Annotated in this window: 18 protein-coding genes; 12 read left to right on the top strand and 6 right to left on the bottom strand. The window is 34.5% G+C overall.

Annotation, left to right across the window (positions count from 1 at the left end; all coding sequences use genetic code 11):
* The first annotated feature begins 228 nt into the window (after positions 1 to 228).
* From AAEO59_RS13815 to AAEO59_RS13805, 3 genes are read left to right on the top strand one after another with little or no spacing between them, the layout of a single operon-like run.
* Positions 229 to 2,091: a DNA topoisomerase IV subunit B gene (locus AAEO59_RS13815; protein ID WP_341701339.1), complete on the top strand. Its 1,863-nt coding sequence runs from the start codon at positions 229 to 231 to the stop codon at positions 2,089 to 2,091.
* A gap of 18 nt (positions 2,092 to 2,109) precedes the next feature.
* Positions 2,110 to 3,198, top strand: a complete 1,089-nt coding sequence (locus AAEO59_RS13810; RefSeq protein ID WP_341701338.1) for a PDDEXK nuclease domain-containing protein — start codon at positions 2,110 to 2,112, stop codon at positions 3,196 to 3,198.
* 7 nt (positions 3,199 to 3,205) lie between these two features.
* A complete protein-coding gene (locus AAEO59_RS13805) occupies positions 3,206 to 5,941 on the top strand; it encodes a DNA gyrase/topoisomerase IV subunit A (RefSeq protein ID WP_341701337.1) in 2,736 nt (911 codons plus the stop codon).
* A gap of 27 nt (positions 5,942 to 5,968) precedes the next feature.
* Here AAEO59_RS13805 and AAEO59_RS13800 read toward each other — a convergent pair whose 3' ends face one another.
* Positions 5,969 to 6,625 (bottom strand): 3'-5' exonuclease, encoded by a 657-nt coding sequence (locus AAEO59_RS13800; protein ID WP_341701336.1) that lies wholly within the window; start codon positions 6,623 to 6,625, stop codon positions 5,969 to 5,971.
* Positions 6,625 to 8,562, bottom strand: a complete 1,938-nt coding sequence (locus tag AAEO59_RS13795; protein WP_341701335.1) for a DUF294 nucleotidyltransferase-like domain-containing protein — start codon at positions 8,560 to 8,562, stop codon at positions 6,625 to 6,627. The genes AAEO59_RS13800 and AAEO59_RS13795 overlap by 1 nt, the downstream gene beginning before the upstream one ends.
* 190 nt (positions 8,563 to 8,752) lie before the next feature.
* Between AAEO59_RS13795 and AAEO59_RS13790 the strand changes: the two genes are divergently transcribed.
* The 5 genes from AAEO59_RS13790 to AAEO59_RS13770 all read left to right on the top strand — a co-directional run bounded on the left by AAEO59_RS13790 (position 8,753) and on the right by AAEO59_RS13770 (position 12,460).
* Entirely contained in the window at positions 8,753 to 9,355 is a 603-nt protein-coding gene (locus tag AAEO59_RS13790; RefSeq protein WP_341701334.1) for a DUF1684 domain-containing protein, read from the top strand.
* Positions 9,355 to 10,002: a TatD family hydrolase gene (locus tag AAEO59_RS13785; RefSeq protein WP_341701333.1), complete on the top strand. Its 648-nt coding sequence runs from the start codon at positions 9,355 to 9,357 to the stop codon at positions 10,000 to 10,002. The genes AAEO59_RS13790 and AAEO59_RS13785 overlap by 1 nt, the downstream gene beginning before the upstream one ends.
* 38 nt (positions 10,003 to 10,040) lie before the next feature.
* Positions 10,041 to 10,769, top strand: a complete 729-nt coding sequence (locus AAEO59_RS13780) for a tRNA threonylcarbamoyladenosine dehydratase (RefSeq protein WP_341701332.1) — start codon at positions 10,041 to 10,043, stop codon at positions 10,767 to 10,769.
* Positions 10,770 to 10,886: 117 nt separating this feature from the next.
* Positions 10,887 to 11,561 carry an HAD family hydrolase gene (locus AAEO59_RS13775; RefSeq protein ID WP_341701331.1) on the top strand — a complete coding sequence of 225 codons (675 nt, stop codon included), beginning with the start codon at positions 10,887 to 10,889 and terminating at the stop codon, positions 11,559 to 11,561.
* A 56-nt stretch (positions 11,562 to 11,617) separates the two neighbouring features.
* Positions 11,618 to 12,460: a DUF2911 domain-containing protein gene (locus AAEO59_RS13770; protein ID WP_341701330.1), complete on the top strand. Its 843-nt coding sequence runs from the start codon at positions 11,618 to 11,620 to the stop codon at positions 12,458 to 12,460.
* 352 nt (positions 12,461 to 12,812) lie between these two features.
* Here AAEO59_RS13770 and AAEO59_RS13765 read toward each other — a convergent pair whose 3' ends face one another.
* Positions 12,813 to 13,208: a winged helix-turn-helix transcriptional regulator gene (locus AAEO59_RS13765; protein WP_341701329.1), complete on the bottom strand. Its 396-nt coding sequence runs from the start codon at positions 13,206 to 13,208 to the stop codon at positions 12,813 to 12,815.
* Positions 13,209 to 13,400: 192 nt separating this feature from the next.
* On the opposite strand from AAEO59_RS13765, the gene AAEO59_RS13760 reads away from it, so the two are divergent.
* The 3 genes from AAEO59_RS13760 (at position 13,401) to AAEO59_RS13750 (ending at position 16,121) form a co-directional block, all read left to right on the top strand.
* Positions 13,401 to 13,940: a YfiT family bacillithiol transferase gene (locus tag AAEO59_RS13760; protein WP_341701328.1), complete on the top strand. Its 540-nt coding sequence runs from the start codon at positions 13,401 to 13,403 to the stop codon at positions 13,938 to 13,940.
* A gap of 123 nt (positions 13,941 to 14,063) precedes the next feature.
* The gene (locus tag AAEO59_RS13755; RefSeq protein WP_341701327.1) at positions 14,064 to 15,092 is read left to right on the top strand and encodes a zinc-dependent alcohol dehydrogenase family protein; all 1,029 of its coding nucleotides are present in this window, start codon (positions 14,064 to 14,066) and stop codon (positions 15,090 to 15,092) included.
* A gap of 21 nt (positions 15,093 to 15,113) precedes the next feature.
* A complete protein-coding gene (locus tag AAEO59_RS13750) occupies positions 15,114 to 16,121 on the top strand; it encodes an LLM class flavin-dependent oxidoreductase (protein WP_341701326.1) in 1,008 nt (335 codons plus the stop codon).
* A gap of 239 nt (positions 16,122 to 16,360) precedes the next feature.
* Here AAEO59_RS13750 and AAEO59_RS13745 read toward each other — a convergent pair whose 3' ends face one another.
* The 3 genes from AAEO59_RS13745 to AAEO59_RS13735 form a co-directional block, all read right to left on the bottom strand.
* Positions 16,361 to 18,082, bottom strand: a complete 1,722-nt coding sequence (locus AAEO59_RS13745; RefSeq protein ID WP_341701325.1) for a sodium:solute symporter — start codon at positions 18,080 to 18,082, stop codon at positions 16,361 to 16,363.
* Positions 18,083 to 18,206: 124 nt separating this feature from the next.
* Positions 18,207 to 20,729: a PIG-L family deacetylase gene (locus AAEO59_RS13740; protein ID WP_341701324.1), complete on the bottom strand. Its 2,523-nt coding sequence runs from the start codon at positions 20,727 to 20,729 to the stop codon at positions 18,207 to 18,209.
* Between the two features lie 133 nt (positions 20,730 to 20,862).
* Entirely contained in the window at positions 20,863 to 21,312 is a 450-nt protein-coding gene (locus AAEO59_RS13735; RefSeq protein ID WP_341701323.1) for a YhcH/YjgK/YiaL family protein, read from the bottom strand.
* Between the two features lie 192 nt (positions 21,313 to 21,504).
* On the opposite strand from AAEO59_RS13735, the gene AAEO59_RS13730 reads away from it, so the two are divergent.
* Positions 21,505 to 22,164 carry a M15 family metallopeptidase gene (locus tag AAEO59_RS13730; RefSeq protein WP_341701322.1) on the top strand — a complete coding sequence of 220 codons (660 nt, stop codon included), beginning with the start codon at positions 21,505 to 21,507 and terminating at the stop codon, positions 22,162 to 22,164.
* The last annotated feature ends 45 nt before the right edge of the window (positions 22,165 to 22,209 follow it).

Here is a 22,209-nt window from a genome sequence, read left to right as displayed (position 1 = left end):
ATGCCGCCACAAGATACAGCGTATGGCGGGAGCGGTGTTTCCTGAAATTACTTTAAGTTGTGGTTCAAATAGTAAAAAAGAAAACCAGTCTAAAAGTATGGAAATCGTAAAATCTTTAGTTTCTGTGGTCTAATTTCCCCTGTCAATATCATTTTTGATAACTTTAATTGGCAGTCCTTTTAAAATAGGGTGATATATGCTATATTAGCAAAAAATCCACAAATTTTAATGTCAGATCAAAGTAAATATACCGAAGATAATATTCGGTCATTAGACTGGAAAGAGCATATTCGTATGCGTCCCGGAATGTATATCGGGAAATTAGGTGACGGTTCTTCGCCTGATGACGGTATCTATATTTTATTGAAAGAGGTTATCGATAACTGTATCGATGAGTTTGTCATGGGGACAGGTAAAACTATCGAAGTGACTATCAGGGATAAAACGGTTTCGGTGCGTGATTACGGACGTGGAATTCCGTTAGGAAAAGTAGTCGATGTAGTTTCTAAAATGAATACCGGAGGTAAATATGATTCACTGGCTTTTAAGAAATCAGTAGGTTTGAACGGAGTTGGTACCAAGGCGGTAAATGCCTTGTCTACTTTTTTTCGTGTAGAATCGGTTCGTGAAGAAAAGCAAAAAGCGGCGGAGTTTTCGGCTGGAAATTTGGTGCTGGAAGAAGATATTATTGAAACAACCAAGCGAAAAGGTACTAAAGTAACCTTTACACCTGACGAGGCAATTTTTAAGAACTACAAATTCAGGAATGAGTATGTGGTTAAAATGCTTAAAAATTATTGTTATCTGAATACCGGATTAACAATCATTTATAACGGAGAAAAATTCTTTTCGGACTACGGATTAAAGGATTTATTAAACGAAAATATAGCTGAAGAGGATAAGGTTTACGATATCATCCATCTCAAAGGAGATGATATCGAAATTGCGATGACCCATAGTAAATCGCAATACAGCGAAGAATACCATTCCTTTGTAAATGGTCAAAATACGACTCAGGGAGGTACACATTTAGTTGCCTTTAGAGAAGCGATTGTAAAAACCGTTAGAGAGTTTTACAACAAAGGTTTTGAACCTTCTGATATTCGAAAATCGATTGTTGGAGCGGTGAGTATTAAGGTGATGGAACCGGTTTTTGAATCGCAAACCAAAACTAAATTAGGTTCTACCGAAATAGGATCAGAGCCCGGAATGCCATCGGTGCGAACATTCGTTAATGATTTTGTCAAAAATAATTTAGACAATTACCTGCACAAAAATCCAGAGGCAGCAGATTTGTTGTTACGCAAAATTTTACAGGCAGAAAGAGAACGAAAAGAACTTTCGGGTATTCGAAAATTAGCCAAAGACAGAGCTAAAAAAGCGAGTTTGCACAATAAAAAATTACGTGACTGTCGTGTCCATTTACCAGATATTAAAAACCCACGTTATTTAGAAAGTACGCTGTTTATTACCGAGGGAGATTCGGCTTCGGGTTCGATTACCAAATCGCGTGATGTAAATACACAGGCAGTATTTAGTTTGCGCGGTAAGCCTTTGAATTCGTACGGCATGAGCAAGAAAATTGTTTATGAAAATGAGGAATTCAACTTGTTACAGGCGGCTTTAGATATCGAAGACGATATGGAAAACCTGCGTTACAACAACATTGTTATCGCTACCGATGCCGATGTCGATGGGATGCACATTCGATTATTGTTAATTACATTTTTCCTGCAATTTTTCCCTGAATTGATCAAAGAAGGACATTTGTATATTTTGCAAACGCCTTTGTTTAGGGTTCGAAATAAAAAAGAAACCATTTATTGCTATTCGGAAGAAGAAAGAGTAGCCGCGATAGAAAAATTAAAACCGAAACCGGAAATCACCCGATTCAAAGGATTGGGAGAGATTTCTCCAAATGAGTTTCAGCATTTCATAGGCGAAGATATTCGATTGGATCCGGTGATGATGGACAAAAATACTTCGGTGGAGCAATTGTTGTCTTTTTACATGGGTAAAAATACGCCTGACCGACAAGAGTTTATCATCAAAAACCTGAAGGTGGAAGTAGATACTTTGGAGGAAGCTTAATTTTTTTAAATATAAAATTTGCAAAAAAATCTTCAAAATAAAGTTTTATTCCAACAGGTTGTTGAGCTCTTACAAAATGCCCGACAACAAGTTTTACGTACTGTAAATTCAACAATGGTTTACACCTATTTTGAGATAGGGAGAATGATTGTTGAAGAAGAACAAAACGGAAAAGAGAGAGCTGAATATGGTAAACAACTCTTAAAAGGACTTTCACAACAATTGACTAAGGAGTTTGGGAAAGGGTTTTCTATCGATGTTTTAGAACGAATTAGAAAGTTTTATTTGATTTATTCAAAATCCGCTACACTGTCGCGGATTTTGGAGATAAAGAATTCCGCAACATTGTCGCAGAATTCTGAAAATGAAAAAACGCAGTCACTGACTGCGGAATTGAATTCTGAAACATTATTTTCTATATTCAAATTGACTTGGTCTCATTATTCATTTCTAATGCGAATTGACGATGAAAAAGAACGACGTTTCTACGAAATAGAATCTGAAAAATACAATTGGAGTGTTCGGGAATTAAAAAGACAATATGACTCGGCTCTTTATGCCCGATTGGCTTTAAGCAGAGATAAAGAAGGAATTTTGAAACTTTCAGAACAAGGTCAGATTATAGAGAAACCTAAAGATCTTATTAAAGATCCTTATATTTTGGAATTTCTTGGGTTACCAGAATTGAATCAATATTCTGAAACCGAATTAGAAGCTGAAATTATTAATAAACTAGAGCATTTTTTATTAGAATTAGGTCACGGATTTACATTTGTTGCCCGTCAGGACCGAATTACATTTGATGATAAACATTTTAGAATAGATTTGGTTTTTTACAATCGAGTTTTAAAATGTTTTGTACTTATTGATTTGAAAATAGGCGAATTAAAACATCAGGATTTAGGACAAATGCAAATGTATGTGAACTATTACGATAGGGAAAAACGCATTGAAGGTGAAAATAAAACAATTGGAATTGTTCTGTGTCAAAACAAAAGTGATTTGGTTGTAGAATATACTTTACCAGAAAATAATGAACAAATCTTTGCTAGTAAGTACAAAACGGTTTTGCCGAGCAAGGAAGATTTAATAAAATTAATTTCGTAATCAAAATATGAAAGACGAAGAAGACGATAACATCATTCCAGACAACGAAGAAAATAATTCGGAAGAGAATCCTATTGATGACAATCAAGATGGAGAAGAGGCGGATGAAATTATTAACGTAGATGCTTCTAAATTTGAAGGTGAACATTTTTACGAGCATCAGGAAGAAGGAGATGGCAGTGATACCATTACCAAAGTTACCGGTATGTACAAAGACTGGTTTTTGGATTATGCTTCCTATGTTATTTTGGAGCGTGCTGTTCCTGCCATTGAGGACGGATTTAAGCCCGTTCAACGCCGTATTATGCACTCGTTGAAAGAGTTGGATGACGGACGTTACAACAAAGTTGCCAATGTTGTAGGTCATACTATGCAATATCACCCGCACGGTGATGCCAGTATTGCCGATGCGATGGTTCAAATAGGTCAAAAAGATTTACTGATTGATTGTCAGGGAAACTGGGGGAATATTCTAACAGGTGATGGTGCAGCAGCATCGCGTTATATTGAAGCACGTTTGTCAAAATTTGCTCTGGAAGTTTTGTATTCGCCTAAAATTACTGAATGGGGTATGTCCTATGATGGTAGAAAAGCCGAACCAATTAATCTTCCGGTAAAATTTCCTTTGTTACTTGCTCAAGGTGCTGAAGGGATTGCGGTAGGTCTTTCTACAAAGGTATTGCCTCATAATTTTAACGAACTGATTGATGCTTCGATTAAAATTTTAAAGGGAAAACCGTTTACGTTATACCCTGATTTTATGACGGCAGGTATCGCTGACGTTTCCAATTATAATGATGGAATGCGTGGCGGACGTGTACGTGTGCGTGCTAAAATTGCTCAGGTTGATAAAAATACTTTAGCGATTACTCAAATTCCTTTTTCAACCAATACGTCGACATTGATTGACAGTATTTTGAAAGCCAATGAAAAAGGAAAAATCAAAATCAAGAAAATTGAAGACAATACGGCCGCTGAGGTAGAAATTTTAATTCATTTGTATCCAGGCGTTTCTCCGGATAAAACTATAGATGCGTTATTTGCATTTACCGCTTGCGAAACTTCGGTAGCGCCTTTAGGTTGTGTGATTGAGGACAACAAACCTTTATTTATTGGAGTTTCAGCGATGTTGAAGATTTCGACTAACAGAACGGTCGATTTGTTGCGTCAGGAGTTGGAAATTCAATTGGAAGAATTAAAAAACAAATGGCATTTTGCTACTTTGGAAAAAATATTCATTCGTGAAGAAATGTATATTGATTTCAAATTGTATTCTGACAGAGAATCTCTTTATAAATATTTATACGATCGTTTTGAGCCATTCAAAAAGTCCTTTGTCAGAGAAATTAATGATGAGGATTTACAGCGTTTGACTCAAATCCCAATGATTCGTATTACCCGTTTCGATTCGGATAAAGCAGATGATTTTATTTCGAAATTAGAAGACGAGATGAAGGAGGTAGAATACAACTTGGAACACATCATAGATTTTGCAATAGCTTATTTTACCAAATTAAAAGAGAAATACGGAAAAGGCAGAGAACGCCAAACGGAGTTACGCATTTTTGATGATATCGAAGCGACCAAAGTTGTGTTGCGAAATACCAAGTTGTACGTCGATAGAGCCGAAGGTTTCGTAGGAACTAGTTTGAAAAAAGACGAATACGTAACTGATTGTTCGGATATTGATGATGTGATTGTCTTTTTGCGAGACGGAAGTATGATGGTCACTAAAGTAGATGCCAAGACTTTTGTGGGTAAAGATATTATCCATGTAGCTGTTTTTGACAAGAGCGACAAACGCACGATTTACAATATGGTGTATCGCGATGGAAAATCCGGGCCTTCTTATATCAAACGATTTAATGTTTCCGGTGTTACCAGAGATAAATTATACGATTTAACCAATGGAACCAAAGGTTCTATGGTGTTGTATTTTACCTGCAATCCTAATGGAGAAGCGGAGGTAATTACGATTCTGTTACGTCAAATAAGCAGTATTAAGAAATTAAAATTCGATCTGGATTTTGCCAAATTGGCGATTAAAGGACGAGCTTCCAAAGGGAATTTGGTTACCAAATATCCAATTAAGAAAATCGAAATTAAAGAAAAAGGTATTTCTACTTTGTTGCCAAGAAAAATTTGGTACGATGATACCGTTCAACGTTTGAATGTGGATGCCAGAGGAGAATTGTTAGGCGAATTCAGGCCAAGTGATAAGATTTTAATTATACAACAATCTGGAAAATTAAAAGTAATCATTCCGGAATTGACGACTCACTTTGAAGAGGATATGATTGTGCTGGAAAAATGGATTCCTAAAAAACCTATTTCAGCCATTTATTATGATGGCGAAAAAGAGCGTTATTATTTGAAACGTTTCTTGGTCGAAAATGAAGCTAAGGAAGATATTTTTATTACCGAACATCCTAATTCACAGTTAGAGTTAGTTTCTACCGATTATAGACCATTAGTAGAATTAGTGTTTCCAAAAATAAAAGGAGTGCAAAAAGAAAGTGTGACCATTGATGTAGAGAATTTTATTGCGGTAAAAGGATTTAAGGCACTTGGAAACCAATTGACAACGGATAAGTTGAAACAAGTTAATGCTTTGGAATCTCTACCTTATGAAGCTCCTGAAGAGATAGTTGCTGAAGAATTAGAAGTCAAAGGCGAATTAAATGCCGATGATACTTCCATACAATTAGAAGATGATGGACAAATAGGTCTGGTCTTAGAATAAATAAAAAGCTCCAATTGGAGCTTTTTATTATTTAAAAAGATGATAAAGCATGATGTTAGGGTACTTTTCTTTTAATTTTTTAAGAATTTTTAAGAAGGCAATTGCTGTAATGTAAGCATCTCCTATGGCGGTATGACGGTCTTTTTTAGAAATATCAAATTTATCGGCTAAGTCATCTAAGGTATAATGATCTTTATACTGAAGCAAATTGGATTTAATGAGTGTTTTTTTGTATAAAACCGCAGTATCTAAGGTTTTGTTCTTAAGTTTATCTAATCCGTTTCGTTCTAAGGCATTGTTAATCATAGTAACATCAAAACGGGTGTGATGTGCTATGATGATAGAATCGCCCAAATAATCCAAAAACAATTGTAAAACCTCAATTTCGGATTTGTGATTCAATACGTCACGCCTTATAATTCCGTGAATAACTACACTCGTTTTATCAAAATGCTCCTGATCAATATAATGTTCAAAACTATCTTCTACATTGATAGTTCCGTTTTGTAAAACGATTGCTCCTATGCAAAGAATACGGTCTTTATCATAATCAAAACCAGTAGTTTCAGTATCTAAAACGACAAATCGAGCTGATTCGACGGGGAAATTTAAACACTCTTCAATAGGTACTTTTAAAATTCCTAATATTTGGAGCGACTCAATAATTTTTTCTTTAATAGTCATTATAATGCGATTTTTCCGGGATTAAAACGCATCGAAATCACTTCTTGAAGTTCTTTGATAGTTTTAAAAGTTCGTTTAAGTTTTACTTTTTCCAGTTTTGATAACGCTTCTAGTTCGATGAATTGTCCTGAATCATGATGTAAAAGTCCTTGTTTGGTACGGAATTTTAGTAAGGCTTTATACGAATAAGAGCAAGAAAGATACAATTCTTTATTTTGTGGTTCCAGTTCAGCTAATTTTTCAAATCGTTCATAGGTATTGCTGATTCCTTTAACCGAATGAGAAAGTATTAGAACTCTTGCAGCATCAGCCAGTGGCATTAGCGCCCGTCTTTTGATATCAAAGAAATCTTTATGTGCGCCATCTTGTTCTACTAAAAATTGTCTGAAAAAGCCTGTAGGCGAAGGGCTTTGCAAAGCGCCACTTACTAAGTGAACATAGAAAATAGGATTAGCTTCAATATCCCCAAAAATATAATCGGATAATTGATTAGTTAAGTCTCTGTCGCCATAGGATAAGCTGTAATCAAAAAAGATAAAAGAAAGTAATACTTCGTCTTTTCCGGGTTTGCTAATCCAGTCGTGTACCAACTGTTTCCATTGATTCAAACTTAAACACCAACTTGGATTTGAAGCCATCATCTCGGCAGGACAATAATCATAACCAATTTCAAAAAGCCCTTTGTTGACAATTGCAGCTAATTCTAAAAAGTATTTACGGGTTTTTTCTTCTCTATCCTCAGGTACATCTTCATAAATCAAAGCATTATCCTGATCAGTATGCAATAATTGTTCACTGCGTCCCTGACTTCCTAAGGCTAACCAGGAAAATTTAACCGGTGGCGGTGTTTTCATTTTTGCTAATGATAATTCAATAACTCTTTGAATACAGGCATCATTTAGTTCTGTAATTATTTTAGCGGTTAGCGTTATTGGAATATTTTGATTTATATAGCCCTGAAGTAGTTGCGTGATTTTAGCTCGAATAGGCTTTATTTCTTTTACCTTTTTGACTCTTTTTAAAGCTTTGATTAAAACGGCTGGATTGTTTCCTAATGCAACCATGACATCGTGTTTGGATAAGATTCCAACCACTTTAGTATTAGGTGTTCCGTCTTTTGTTAAACATAAATGACTGATATTACTTTTCATCATTGCCATTTGTGCCTGAGTGATGGTCATTTTTTTAGAATAGGTAATTACAGGCGAATTCATAATCACATCGGCTGTAGTATTGATAGAATGATCCCCGGTAACAATTTTATTTCTTAAATCTTTGTCGGTAATAATTCCTATGGGTAACATATCTTCAACTACCAGCATGGCTCCTACATTTTTCTTTGTCATGGTCTTGGCAATTTCCTTTGCAGTTGCAGCTCTGGAGCAAGTAATTATTTTTTTGGAATATTTTATGGGCTGTAAATCGAGTATTTTATTATCAGTATCGATTACATCATCGGCGTTGTTTTCATCATCAAAAGTATTACCGTATAATTTTCCACGATGACTTTTAGAATAGGGATTATGTGTGTTAGAGGCAAAACTCTCAATAATGAAGCTTCCAACATTTAAATTTTTTATGGCATAGGGTTTGAAAATGTCAATTGGAATCGCATAAAGAATGGTTTCTTCATGTGTTCTGGCTTCCATTTTATAATTTTCATGGGCAATTAAAGGTCGTAAACCAAAAATATCACCTTCGTCACACATGTCTAAAATATCATTTTTTTGATTTTTTAGCAATTCAACGGCTCCTTTGTGGACAACATAAAAGCAGTCATGTGTTTCCTCATTTTCTTCAAATATTACAACACCTTTTTCTTTGTAGATGATAGAAACTTTTTCGGATAGTTTTTCAATATCAATTTGATCTAAGAAATTAAAAGGCGGGAAGTTTTTTAAAAAGTCGGCTACTCTTTGCGAAATGGTATTTTTCATTAATGTTGATTTGTTTAAAAAAGAAAGCAATAGCTAAGTTGCTTAAGTATGCTAATATATTAATTTTTAAAATATTTTGTATTTGAATTTAAAACATAGTGCCGTCTTAAATCAAGAATCGTCAATCTTCCATTTGAAATATCTTTGTCGCTTTCTAACTTTTAAGTTATTTTTGCATAAAAAATTGAAGATGAGGTATATTCTATTATTAGCCGTTTTGTTACAAAGTGTTTTTGGTGTTTCTCAGGAAAAATTTGATTTGGCTGCAGCCAAAAAATACCAGCAAGATTTAAATAAAGAATATGCTACTCGTGATACCAGCCCGCTGGATGAAGCTGATTTTAAAAGTTTTAAAGGTTTGGATTTTTACCCTGTTAACGAAAAGTATTTTGTTATTGCTAAATTTGTCAGAACTACAAAAGAGAAACCTTTTAAGATGGCAACATCTACCGATAGAAAACCTGCTTATGTCAAATATGGCGAAGTACATTTTGTAATAGAGGAGAAGAATTGTAAATTAAATGTCTACCAAAGTCTTGATTTAATCAAAAATCCAAAATATAAAGACGATTTGTTTTTACCTTTTTTTGATGCAACTTCAGGTAAAGAAAGTTACATAGGAGGGAAATATATTGATTTAAAAATCCCAAAAGGAAATACGATTGCAATCGATTTTAATACCTCTTACAATCCGTATTGTGCTTATAGTCATCATTATTCCTGTCCGAGAGTGCCCTTAGAAAATGATTTGAAAGTGGCTATTTATGCAGGAGTTAAAAAATTTCACGACTAATGCAGTATTTCAATTTACATACGCATCAGTTTACTAATGATGCTGCTATTTTAGAATTGGTGAACCAATATCCTCAGGAGTTTGATGTGTCAATTTTAAATTATTCTATCGGAATTCATCCTTTGTTTATCGACGAAGACCGATTGGAAAGTGATTTCAAAATTTTAGAAGAAAAAACAGCTTCGCCGGAATGCTTAGCCATTGGCGAATGTGGTTTGGATAAACGCAGCGAAACCGCTTTTGAAGTTCAATTGCAAGTTTTGGAACGTCAATTACTTATTGCTGAAAAATTACAAAAGCCTGTAGTGATTCATTGTGTCTTAGCTTTTCAGGAATTGGTAGAAATGAAAAACCGTTTAAAAATTACTACACCCATTGTAATTCACGGCTTTTCTAAAAAAGAGCAGTTGGCTAAACAATTACTAAACAATGGATTTTATCTTTCGTTTGGAAAAAATTTATTGCGAAATCCTGAGTTGGAAACTGTTTTTGTCAATACACCGAATAACCGATTTTTCTTGGAAACGGATATGGTAGAAGAGGGAATACGTGAGGTTTATGCCTTAGCGGCAAAATATAAAAAGATTACAGTAGTAGAATTGCAACTGCAGATTTCAGAAAATGTGAAAACTGTTTTTAAAAAATAACAAAATATCAAACAAATTACCAAATAAACGATTTTATTATGGCAGAGTGGACCGAAAGAGCGGAACTTTTATTCAAAAAAGAAGGATTAGATAAATTGCAAAATGCTACAGTGATGGTAGTTGGATTAGGCGGAGTTGGTTCTTTTGCAGCCGAATTTTTAGCCCGCGCCGGAGTGGGAAATATGATTATTGTAGATGGTGACGTAGTAGATATTACTAATATTAACCGACAATTACCTGCGTTACATTCTACAGTAGGTGAACCAAAAGTAACCATTGTAGGAGACCGTTTGATGGATATTAATCCGGAATTGAATTTGACCCGAGTAAAAGAATTTCTTTCTCCTGAACGTGCATTCGAATTGGTTTCTGAAGATATGGACTATGTTTTGGACTGTATTGACAGTATCACGCCAAAATTGAATTTGATTGTGGGATGCAAGAAAAAGAAAGTGAAAATTATATCAAATATGGGTGCAGGAGGAAAAATGCAGGCTGGAAAAGTAACGGTAAAAGATATAAGTAAAACAGATGTATGTCCGTTAGCAAAAGTAGTACGTAAGCGTTTGCGAAAAATGGGAGTGAAAAAAGGAGTGAAAGCGGTTTTCTCAATGGAAAAACCAGATGAAACGAGTGTGAAAATGACCGATGGAACCAACTTTAAAAAATCTTTTTACGGAACGAACAGTTATATGCCGGCTTTATTTGGATTACACGCTGCTGAAACAGTAATTCGTGATCTTTTGAAAGCAGAGACTAAAAGTTAGAAGTCAGAAGTCAGAAGTCAGAAGTCAGAAGTTAGAAGTTAGAAGTTAGAAGTTAGAGATTAGAAGTCATGCTTAAACTTTCAACTTTAAACAAAATAATAAACTAAAAACAAAAGAATGATACAAACCGTAATTTTCGACATGGACGGTGTAATTGTGGACACGGAACCGGTACATCGTTATGCCTATTACAAACAATTTAAAGAATTAAATATCGAAGTAAGTGAAGAGTTATATACTTCATTCACGGGAAATTCAACCCGAAATATTTTTCAAAAATTGAAAGATATCTTCCAATTAGAACAAGATGTTGAAGATTTAATTTTAAGAAAACGCAGTATTTTTAATGATGCCTTTGATACGAAAGAAGATTTAGAATTATTGGCAGGCGTTCGCAATTTAATCGAAGATTTACATCAAAATGGAGTTCAGATGATTTTAGCATCTTCTGCTTCAAAAGTGACTATAGAACGCATATTTAATCGTTTTAATTTACATCAATATTTTACGCATAAAGTAAGTGGTGAGGATTTTCCAAAATCAAAACCACATCCGGCCATTTTTGAACATGCTGCTAGTTTATCTATCGCACCTAAAGAAAATTGTATTATTATTGAAGATAGTACCAATGGGATTATTGCAGGAAAAGCGGCAGGGATTTTGTGTATAGGTTACAATAGTGAGCATTCTAAAAATCAGGATTTGTCATTGGCAGATTATGTGGTGAATCATTTTGACGAGTTAGACTATTCCAGAGTAAAAGAAATGGATTCTAAATTATGCAATAATTAACAGCTGTCATAAAACAGATATTGTAAATTTGATTTTTTTAAAAACATTCCAGAATTATGAAAAGAGTATTGATTGTATTATTTCTAGTGGTTTCTCATTTTAGTGTTGAAGCTCAGGTTAGAATTCCTGAAATGAGTCCGAATGCTGTTGTAAAACAAGTCGTTGGTTTAACAGATGTTGAAATTGTATATTCCAGACCATCTGCAAGGGGAAGATCGGTTTTAGGGAATTTGGTTCCATTTGGTCAGTTATGGCGTACCGGAGCCAATGAAAACACTATAATTTCTTTTAGTGATGATGTAGTGATAAATGGGAAAACCTTGAAGAAAGGAAAATATGCTTTATATACTATTCCAAATGTTCAAAGTTGGGATATCCTTTTTTATACCGCGACAGATAATTGGGGTAATCCTAAAGAATATGATGAGGAAAAAGTGGCTTTGAAGGCTACTGTTAATGATGAAGCATTGACTAAGCCAGTAGAAACCTTTACTATTGCAATCAATAATTTGACAACTAATTCAGCAACTTTAGATATTTCATGGGAGAATTCATATGTGTCTTTGAAATTTGAAGTACCTACTAATAAATTGGCCATTGCAAGTATTGATAAAACCCTTGCTGGACCAACACCTGAAGAATATTATACTGCGGCTCAATATTATTATCAGTCTAACGGAGATATTGCCAAAGGAAGATCTTATATTGATAAAGCGGTTGAAAATTCTAAGTCAGTTCCGTTTTATTATTTGAGATTGAAATCATTGATTCAGGCTAAACAAGGAGATAAAAAAGGTGCAATCGAAACGGCTAAATGGTCTATTTCTGCTTCGGAAGCTGCCGGAAATAAAGAATATGTAGAGATGAATAAAGCGAGTATAGAGGAATGGAGTAGATAAAATATTCCGTTTTTTTTATAAAAATCCCATTCGGACAAGATTGTGCGAATGGGATTTTTGTATTAATAAATTCTTCAATTATTAGTTTTAAAAATATTTTCCTGTAGCAAGTGCGAGTTTCTTGCTCTTACTCGTGTAGACCAATAAGGGTTCGAGTATTGCCGATGGTGGGATTTTGATACAAAAGTTCACTCGAAGAATGAATGTTGAATCTTGTACAAATGCCTATTGGAAGTCGTTCAATTTAGCTTTTGCCATTATTAAATTTGAAGCCGGCCCTTTCTACGGAATTTTTGCTTACGTAATAATATTTTCGCTTTTTAATTACTTAAAGATTTACTAAATGTCTTAATCATTTAGTTGAATTTATGATTTCTTCTTTTGCCCTAAATAGCTTATTTCTATGGTTTTGCCCCCAAGTTTTGAGGGTTTCAATTATTGGTATAACGGTTTGAGCATAAGGTTCCAATTTGTACAAAATCTTGATTGGATAATCATCAATAATTACCCTTTTGATTAATTTATGTTCTTCAAGGTCTTTTAATTCCTTTACCAAAACCTTTGGAGAGATACATGGCATACTGCTTTGAATGTCAGTATATCGTTCATTTCCAGACATCATCGAAAATAAAATTGGTATTTTCCATTTTCCACTGAATACGTCCAATGCATCACGTAACGGTATTATTGTTTCTGCACAATTATAATGTGTTTGCTTTTGTTTTTGTTTTTCTGCAATCTCTTTCATATCTGCCAATTACTTTCTTTTCGATAATTACTTTACAAAGGAAAGTAAAAATGAATTATTAGAAAAATGATCAAGTAGCAAATTGTTTCATTTTGTATAAATATCACTTTCCTACAGGTAAGTACTATCAAAAGGATAGTATTGTTGAATTACCTTTGTAACCTAATATAAAGATGACTATTAATAATAAAAATGAACGATCTAGAATTACTAAAATATCCGGTTGGAAGATTTGAAATGCCTGTAAAAATATCTGATGAAGATGTGCAGGAATACATTAGAATTCTTGGGAATCTCCCTGTTGAATTGGTAAAAACTGTTGAAAATTTTGATGATGAAAAATTTGATACTGAATATAGGGAAAATGGTTGGACAGTTCAGCAAGTAATAATCCATGTTGCGGATGCTCATTTGAGAGCTTATATTATGTTTAAACGTGGATTGGAAGAAAACAATATTATAGTAAATCCTCACACCGAAAAGAAAATAATGGATTTTGGCGCAAGCCATAATAATGCTGTTCAAACTGCACTTCAAACCATTAATAATGTTCACAATAATTGGGTTTTAGACTTGAAATCCCTTGAAGACCATGAATTTGATATAACATTTTTTTATCCAGACGCAGGTAGAACAATGTCGATTCCCGAATTCTTGGCTATTTTTTCTTGGCACAGTAAGCATCATTTTACACACATTAAAAGTCTGAAAGACAGAATGGGGTGGAAATAAAGAAACTAAATGTGAAAAGATGTGCATTTTGAAATAGTGATGACATCATATTACCATTCGCAGCCATTTATCAATAGTGGCATTTTAATAATAATTATTTTTAACCATAAAAAGATATAGTATATGTTAGATTTTCAAACTACAGTGCGTTTAACCAAAAATGGTAATCAGACGCAATTAATTCAAACCAAGCAGTCCATTCCCACGCTTGGCAAAAATGAAGTGTTGATTAAAGTCAAAGCGGCCTCTTTAAACTTTCGTGACCATGCGGCTTTAAGTGGCAACTATCCTGGGATAGTCAATTCGGTTGTACCATTGTCAGATGGTGCTGGTGAAGTGGTGGCAGTGGGAGAAAATGTGACACGGGTTAAAGTTGGATCAAGAGTGTCAGCAAACTGTTGGGCTAATTGGGTGGATGGCAAAGTTCTGAAACCTGAATATTATGTTGCCAGTATTGGGTTTAATATGGATGGATGGCTTGCTGAATATATCGTGTTGCACGAAATGTCATTGGTGGTTCTACCTGATTATTTAAGTTATGTACAAGCTTCTACGCTGGCTTGTGGTGCAGTAACGGCTTGGAATGCCATTCACCAACATGGTACATTGACAGCGGGTCAAACCGTATTGATACAAGGAGCAGGTGGGGTGTCGCTATTTGCGCTGCAATTGGCCAAATTAAGTGGAGCCAGGGTTTTAGCAATTGCCAATCGTGATGATGATTACAAAGCTCATCTATTAAAGGAATTGGGTGTAGAAACGGTGGTTGCTTACGGTGATAATCCTGATTGGGACAAAGAAATTTTAAAATTAACTAATGGATTAGGAGTAGATAAAGTTGTGGAAGTCGCAGGCGAAAAAACAATTAATAAATCGGTTGCCAGCACCAAAGCAGGTGGCAATGTGGCTTTGGTAGGTTTTGCTAGCGGTATGGGCGGTGGTGTATCACCTTTGGAAATCATGACTCGTGGTATACAACTTGGGGCCACAACAATGGGTTCTCGCAGCGATTTTGAAGCGATGTTATCAGCAATGATAAGTGTAGAAGTGCAACCTGTGATTGATAGTGTGTTTGCCTTTGAAGACTATCAAAAAGCCTATGACCGTTTACAAAGTGGCCAGGTAACTGGAAAAGTGGTGATTGAAATATAAAACACAATATCATTTTTAAAAATGAAAAATCAAATCAAGTATTCGATATTAGAAATTGCAGCGATTTCAGAGGGAACGAGTTTTAAAGAAACGTTGAACAACTCTCTGAAATTAGCTAAAGCGGCGGAAGAAAATGATTACACTAGATTTTGGTTTGCAGAGCATCATAATACAGACACTGTTGCGAGCAATGCTACATCTGTTTTGGTTGGTTATGTTGCAGATAATACAGAACATATCAGAGTCGGGTCGGGCGGTATTATGCTTCCAAACCATTCGCCTTTAATTGTTGCAGAGCAGTTTGGAACTTTGGCTCAATTGTACCCGAAACGTATCGATTTGGGTTTAGGCAGAGCACCGGGAACCGATACGGCGACTGCACAGGCTATTCGGTCAGATTTTATGCAGGCTACAAGTTCCTTTCCAGAGGAAATAAATAAAATTCAACATTATTTTGATTCTCAGAATCAATCGGCTAAAGTACGAGTTGCTATTGCCGAAGGTATGGAAGTACCCTTATATATTTTAGGTTCCAGTACTGACAGTGCCTATTTGGCAGCTGCCAAAGGGCTACCTTATGCCTTTGGTAGTCATTTTGCACCTTCACATTTGCATAACGCATTGGCTATTTATAAGCAGGAGTTTCAGCCATCGAGTGATTTAAACCAACCTTACACCATTGCTGGTGTTAACGTGATTATTGCAGATACCGACACAGAAGCGCAGAAACTGTTCACTTCTTTAATAAAGATGTTTTACGGTATATTTACTGGTGATTCTAAACCTTTACAACCACCAGTTGCAATGGATTTTGAAATACAGCAAATGCTTCAATATCCAACCGTGTATCAAACGCTTAAATATTCTTTTATAGGTAGCAAAGCAACTGTTAAAGCTGGGTTACAACGCTTCTTGGAATATACACCAATAGATGAACTGATGGTGTCTACTAATGTTTTCGGGATAGAAGATCGCATCAAATCTGTTGAGTTGTTTGCAGAAGTAATGAGGGAGATTAATATTTTTTAAATGATAATGACAATGAAAATTGTGATACTTTAGAAGTTGTTAATTTCGAGTTGTGTGTCTTGAAAATCTAGCTGTTTCTATGCAGGATGTTGTTTTAAGGTGATTTACAACTCATAAAATATACATAATTCTATAAGTTAAATTGTATTTAATTGTATTTTTTAATTGGAATAATTATTTTCAAATCTTATAAGCAAGAATAAGATACTGAAAACTATCCTTTATATTAGTTTTTTTAATTATTCTTCAAATTTCGTAGTTTTAAAAATACTTAATTGCAATAAAGAAGAAAGCACAATCGTCATCATGGCACCAATGAAATTCAGCCATAAATACCCCAGTTTTTCTTCGCCACTTGGATAGACAAAAATGGCAAAATAATAAATGACAAAAATGGTCAATTGGGTGATGAATGCACTATAAAATATAGCTTTGGCTTTGACAAAATCAAAATAGAAACCAACCAGAAAAATGCCTAATACGGTTCCATAAAAGATGGATCCTACAATGTTTACTAATTGGATTAAGTTTTCAAACAGAGTTCCGAAACAAGCAAAAAGAATGGCTACTACTCCCCAAAAGAAGGTGAAGAATTTAGTAGCATACAGATAATGCGTTTCGGTTTTGGGTTCTTTTAAATTTCGTTTGTAAATATCAATAGCCGTGGTAGAAGCCAAAGCATTTAGTCCCGAAGCAGTAGAAGACATAGCCGCCGAAATAATTACAGCCAATAATAAACCTATTAAACCTTTAGGTAAATAATGCAGGATGAAATGAAAGAAAACATAATCCTTATCATTAGTTTCACTGCTTTTATCGACTTTATGGATAATTTCTTTAGCTCTGTCTCTTAAATCTTTTTCTTTGGTCGAAATGGCTACTAATTCTTTTCTTAAAATAGGATTGTCATAATCCTGATTCAATTGGTCGATATACAAAAGATTAATTACTTTTTTATCTTCAGAAAGGGTGTCGAGTTTTTTCTCTAAATCGTGGTATTGTTCTTTATAGCTTGATTTTTCAACAAGCGCTTTGTTATTGGGATTAAAATTTAAAGGTACTGGGTTGAATTGGAAAAAAACAAAAACCATTGCACCAGTCAATAAGATAAAGAACTGCATAGGTACTTTTAAAATTCCATTCATGATTAATCCCATTTGGCTTTCACGAACTGATTTTCCGGATAAATAGCGTCCCACCTGAGATTGGTCGGTGCCAAAATAAGCCAAGGCGAGGAAGAAACCTCCTGTAATTCCGCTCCAGAACGTATATTTTTCCTCAGGGTCAGTAGAAAAATCAACAATGTTCATTTTTCCATTGGCACCTGCAATATGCAAAGCATTGCTAAAAGTCATATCGTTTGGCAGGAAATGCAGAATAAGAAAAAAGGTGATAAACATTCCCGACATAATCACAAACATTTGTTGTTTTTGGGTTACGTTGACCGCTTTTGTTCCACCGGAAACAGTATAAAAAATCACCAAAATTCCAATTATGATGTTCATGTAAGTAAGATTCCAACCTAATAATGCTGATAAAATGATCGCTGGCGCATAAATGGTCAATCCTGTTCCAAGTCCTCTTTGCAATAAAAAAAGAATTGCAGCCAAAGAACGTGTCTTTAAATCAAAACGTTTTTCCAGATATTCATAGGCTGTAAAAACTTTGTATTTGTGGTAAATGGGTATAAAGGTCAAACAAATGATAATCATCGCAATGGGGAGTCCAAAATAAAACTGAACAAATCCCATTCCGTCATGATAAGCCTGACCCGGAGTGGAAAGGAAGGTAATAGCACTGGCCTGTGTAGCCATTACCGAAAGACCTACCGTATGCCAAGGCGTTTCATTGCTTCCCAGAATAAAATCTTCCACGTTTTTACTTCCTTTGGTTTTCCAAGTTCCATAGATAACGATGAACAATAAAGTGATTATCAGTACAATCCAGTCAAATAATTGCATGGTTTAAGAGTATAATTTCATTATTAGATAAAAAAACAAGACATAAGTAATATTGGCAACAAGTACCCAGGTATATTCTGGTTTCCACTTTTTTTCTTTTTTTGGGTCCATTTTTACGTCTTTTTTAATTTTGTGTTTCTGCTGTTTCTGGAGTTTTTAAAGCGATCATATTAGCTATTAATCGATAAGCTCCTGAAACACCTTCCGGTAATTCTCTAAATAAACTCAATCCTGTATAAATATATTGTCCTTTACCATATGCAGCCACTAATAGTGCTCCTTTTTTAGGACTTTCTCCTTTGTCGTGCGAAGAAAGTATAGGTGTAAAAGCAGTGTCAAATTCATTAGGATAATACAATCCCTGTTCTTGTGTCCAACCTTTGAAATCTTTCGCTGTAATTGAGTTAGGATAATTTAAGACAGGGTGTTCCGGTGCTAAAAATGCTACAGCGGCATTTTCATCAGTAACTCTATCATTTGAAACGGTTAAAGGAAATGGTGCGATATTGTCAGGCAAGGATTTGTCGGGGGTGTTGTATTGCACTATTAATGTTTTTCCTCTTTTAACGAATTCCAATAGCAAATGTTGTCTCGTTTTTAAAAACGGAAGGGTGTTATAAGCTCTAATTCCAGTAATGATTACATCAAAATTACTTAAATAACGGGTATTGATTTCCTCTGGAGTAATTAGTGTTACTCGGTATCCCATTTGGCTTAAACACTCAGGAACATTGTCACCAGCACCCATGATATAACCAATTTTCTCATTAGTAGTCTTTAGATCCAGTTTTTTGAATTTCGCTTCAGAAGGCAATAATACCTGTTGCTTACTAATGTGCTCGTAATTGATGATGATCTGTTCTTTTTCGTATTTTTTGTCGTTAAGAGTAACAACACTTTTTACATTGGTTTCAGAAGCTTCTTTAGGAGGAGTTACCTCAAAATAGACTGTTTTTTCGTTGTCTTTTTTATCTAAACTAAAAGGAATATGATCCGGGAAAACGTTCCAATCCTTGTTCAATTCCAATCGGATTTCTCCTTTTAGATTGTCCTTTCCAGCTTTTACCATTACCGCCATTTTCTTAGTATTTCCATCATTGAAAAAAGAAATTTTGTCAATAATTCTTGAGCTTACTTCTGGGACAACATCAAGGTAATTGTACATTTCACCTTTCACTTTGTCGTTAAATTTATAAACCACATCCCGTTCAAATGGAATCGAAATGCCATTTATTAGCATGTTGAATTCCAGTTTAACACCTCTAATAATATCAGCAATTCCAATGTTTTTTTGATCGCTTACCTGATACATACCAGTTGTTGGTTTTTCTTTTAACCAATTAGGTTGGCTGTAAGCCGTACTATCGGGTAATTGTAGGTTGATTTTTAGATGTTTTGTGTTGTTGTTGTCTAAAAGGGTATTAATTTCGGTAGTATTTTTATTTGGATAACTAATAATGTTTTTCAATTCCATTGGAATGGAACTTCTGTTTATCGCTTCAATTTTGATTTTTACTTCACTACCGGGAGTAGCTTGATCATCTGAGGCTACTGCTTCCAGATACAATCCGGTACAGCTGGCGATGATGTTTTTAATTTCGTTTAATTTGATAGGTTTCCAATGATTCTCATCGAGTTTATCAATCATCTGATAGGCTTTGATTAAAGCTGGAATGGAAGCTGATGGATTTGAAAAATCAAAATCTTCCTGGATGTTGTTTATTAATCTTCCAATAGGTTTTCCGCCATTAATGCGGTTCCAACTAGTGTCAATTCCTTCAAAAATATTTGTTTTATCTTCTAAGGCTTCGCCATTAATTAGTTCCAAATATTCATTGTCTATACCGCGACTTCCTGTGCTGCCAAAACCTTGTGATTTGTGACAGCTTCTACTTAAGGCCGCAATTTCCTGATTGGATTGACCTAATGCCGGATAGTAAACACCTGTTTCTAAAGTAACAAAATTGCTTTTGTCGGCAGCATCAAATTTTTCCTGACTGCCATAAAACCATACTGATGGATTGAAAAAAATACGTTTTGTTTGCCAAGGGTGGAACCACTGTAATTGTTCCGGAAAACGTTCGGGATTATTGGATAAACCAAATGCTTCCACACTTAAAATAGCTGAAGCAGTATGATGGCCATGTGTAGTACCTGGTGAACGATGGTCAAAACGATTGATAATTACATCCGGTTGAAATTTTCGTATGGTCCAGATGACATCTGCCAGTACTTTTTCTTTGTCCCAAATTTCAAAAGTTTCATCTGGATTTTTGGAAAAACCAAAATCATTGGCACGGCTAAAAAACTGTTCTCCTCCGTCAATTTTTCGGGCTTCTATTAATTCCTGTGTTCTAATTACGCCTAATAATTCGCGAAGTTCCGGACCAATAAGGTTTTGTCCGCCATCACCACGGGTTAGTGAAAGATAGGCTGTTCTTGCTTTTTTTTCATTTGAAAAATAAGAAATCAGTCTGGTGTTTTCATCATCCGGATGTGCAGCAATATAAAGAACGCTTCCCAGGAAATTTAATTTTTGAATTTGATTGTGAATTTCAACTGCATTTGGTTTTGCTGGCTTTTGTGCTCGACCAAACTGAAATAAACAAAGGAATATAAAAATAAAAAGGACTCTTTTATTGTGCATTGTTGTATGAATTTTAGGCAATAACATCAAATGTAATAATTATTTTTTGGAAAAAAATGATTCTCAATTGCTTCCTAAAACAACAAAAACTACTCCGAAAAGTAGTTTTGTTGTAATTAATTTTGATTTTTTTTTAGATTTTAACCTTGATAACGATTTTCTTGATTTTTCCGTTGCTTATCATGGCAGCATGAACATCATCAGGAAATAAGATGGTAAATTGGCCCGGATTCAATTCAAAAAACATATCGGGTTGATCAAAGAAAAAGCGAACGTCCTTTTCATCACTGTAATCTCCGTTGGGACTTACACATTTTTCTCTTGGTTTCCAAGCATAAGTTTCTGGACCAGCCACACATACCTGAATATCAATGTTTTTATCGTGACATTCAAAGTGAACCAAACTTTGTTCCTTTGAATTTCCGTTTCCAGAATTCACGATTATCTTTAAATCGTCAGTATATTGGGTTACGCCATCAGCCAGATTTGCTAGGTCGTTTTCGTTTAAAAATTGGAATGCTTTTTCAAAAGCAGGGTGTAAGCCGTAGTATTTAGTAGCTTTGTTTAAAGAATCTACAATCATTTTAAAGTTGTTTTTAGTTTAAAGTTGAATGATTATTACATTTGGGGTAATAAAAAATAAAAATACATTTTTAAATTCAATCACCGAATCAAATTAGCATAAAAAAGTTTTTAAACAAGATATTAAACTGGAATTCCGTGATTCTGTTTTGTACTTTTGTTACTACAGCTCATTTTTTTAAAATTTATTATTATGAAATTAAATTTGCAAAGCTTTATTGTTTTTAGCCTTAGCATGTTGTTTTTTTCCTGTAAGTCGCAATCAGTGGTTGTGAATCCGAATGTGGAAAAGAATCAGCTTGTTGCTGACACTACTTTTGTAAACTTAAAAGATTATAGTTTAGATTTTGTGTATGACATGAAATATGCTACTGAGGATAATTTTTTGAAAGCCCAAGTATACGATTGTGCCGAATGTTATTTGCGTTACAAAACCGTTCAGGCTTTAATTAAGGCGAATGAGGCTTTTATGAAAGAAGGCTTGCGTATTAAACTTTTTGATTGTTATCGTCCATTGGATATTCAAAAAAGAATGTGGACCATTGTTTCTAATCCCGAATATGTTGCTGATCCTGCTAAAGGTTCTATACACAATAGAGGAGGAGCTGTTGATATTACATTAGTTAACAAAAGAGGAAAAGAGTTGAAAATGGGTACCGATTTTGATTTTTTTGGTCCGGAAGCCGGACATAATTTTGAGGATTTATCCCAAAAAGTAAAAGACAATCGGGCTTTGTTAAAAAAAGTGATGTTGGAAAATGGTTTTAATTCCTTTGATTCAGAGTGGTGGCATTACAATTTAAAATCCGGATTAAAAGATAAATTGTCCAATCAAAAATGGGATTGTAAGTAATAATAAGCTTGGAGAAATTATCTAGAAAGACTTCTCGATACATTT

This window comes from Flavobacterium flavipallidum, assembly GCF_038289905.1.
Lineage (GTDB): Bacteria > Bacteroidota > Bacteroidia > Flavobacteriales > Flavobacteriaceae > Flavobacterium > Flavobacterium flavipallidum.
This window is presented reverse-complemented; position numbering and strand designations above follow the sequence as displayed.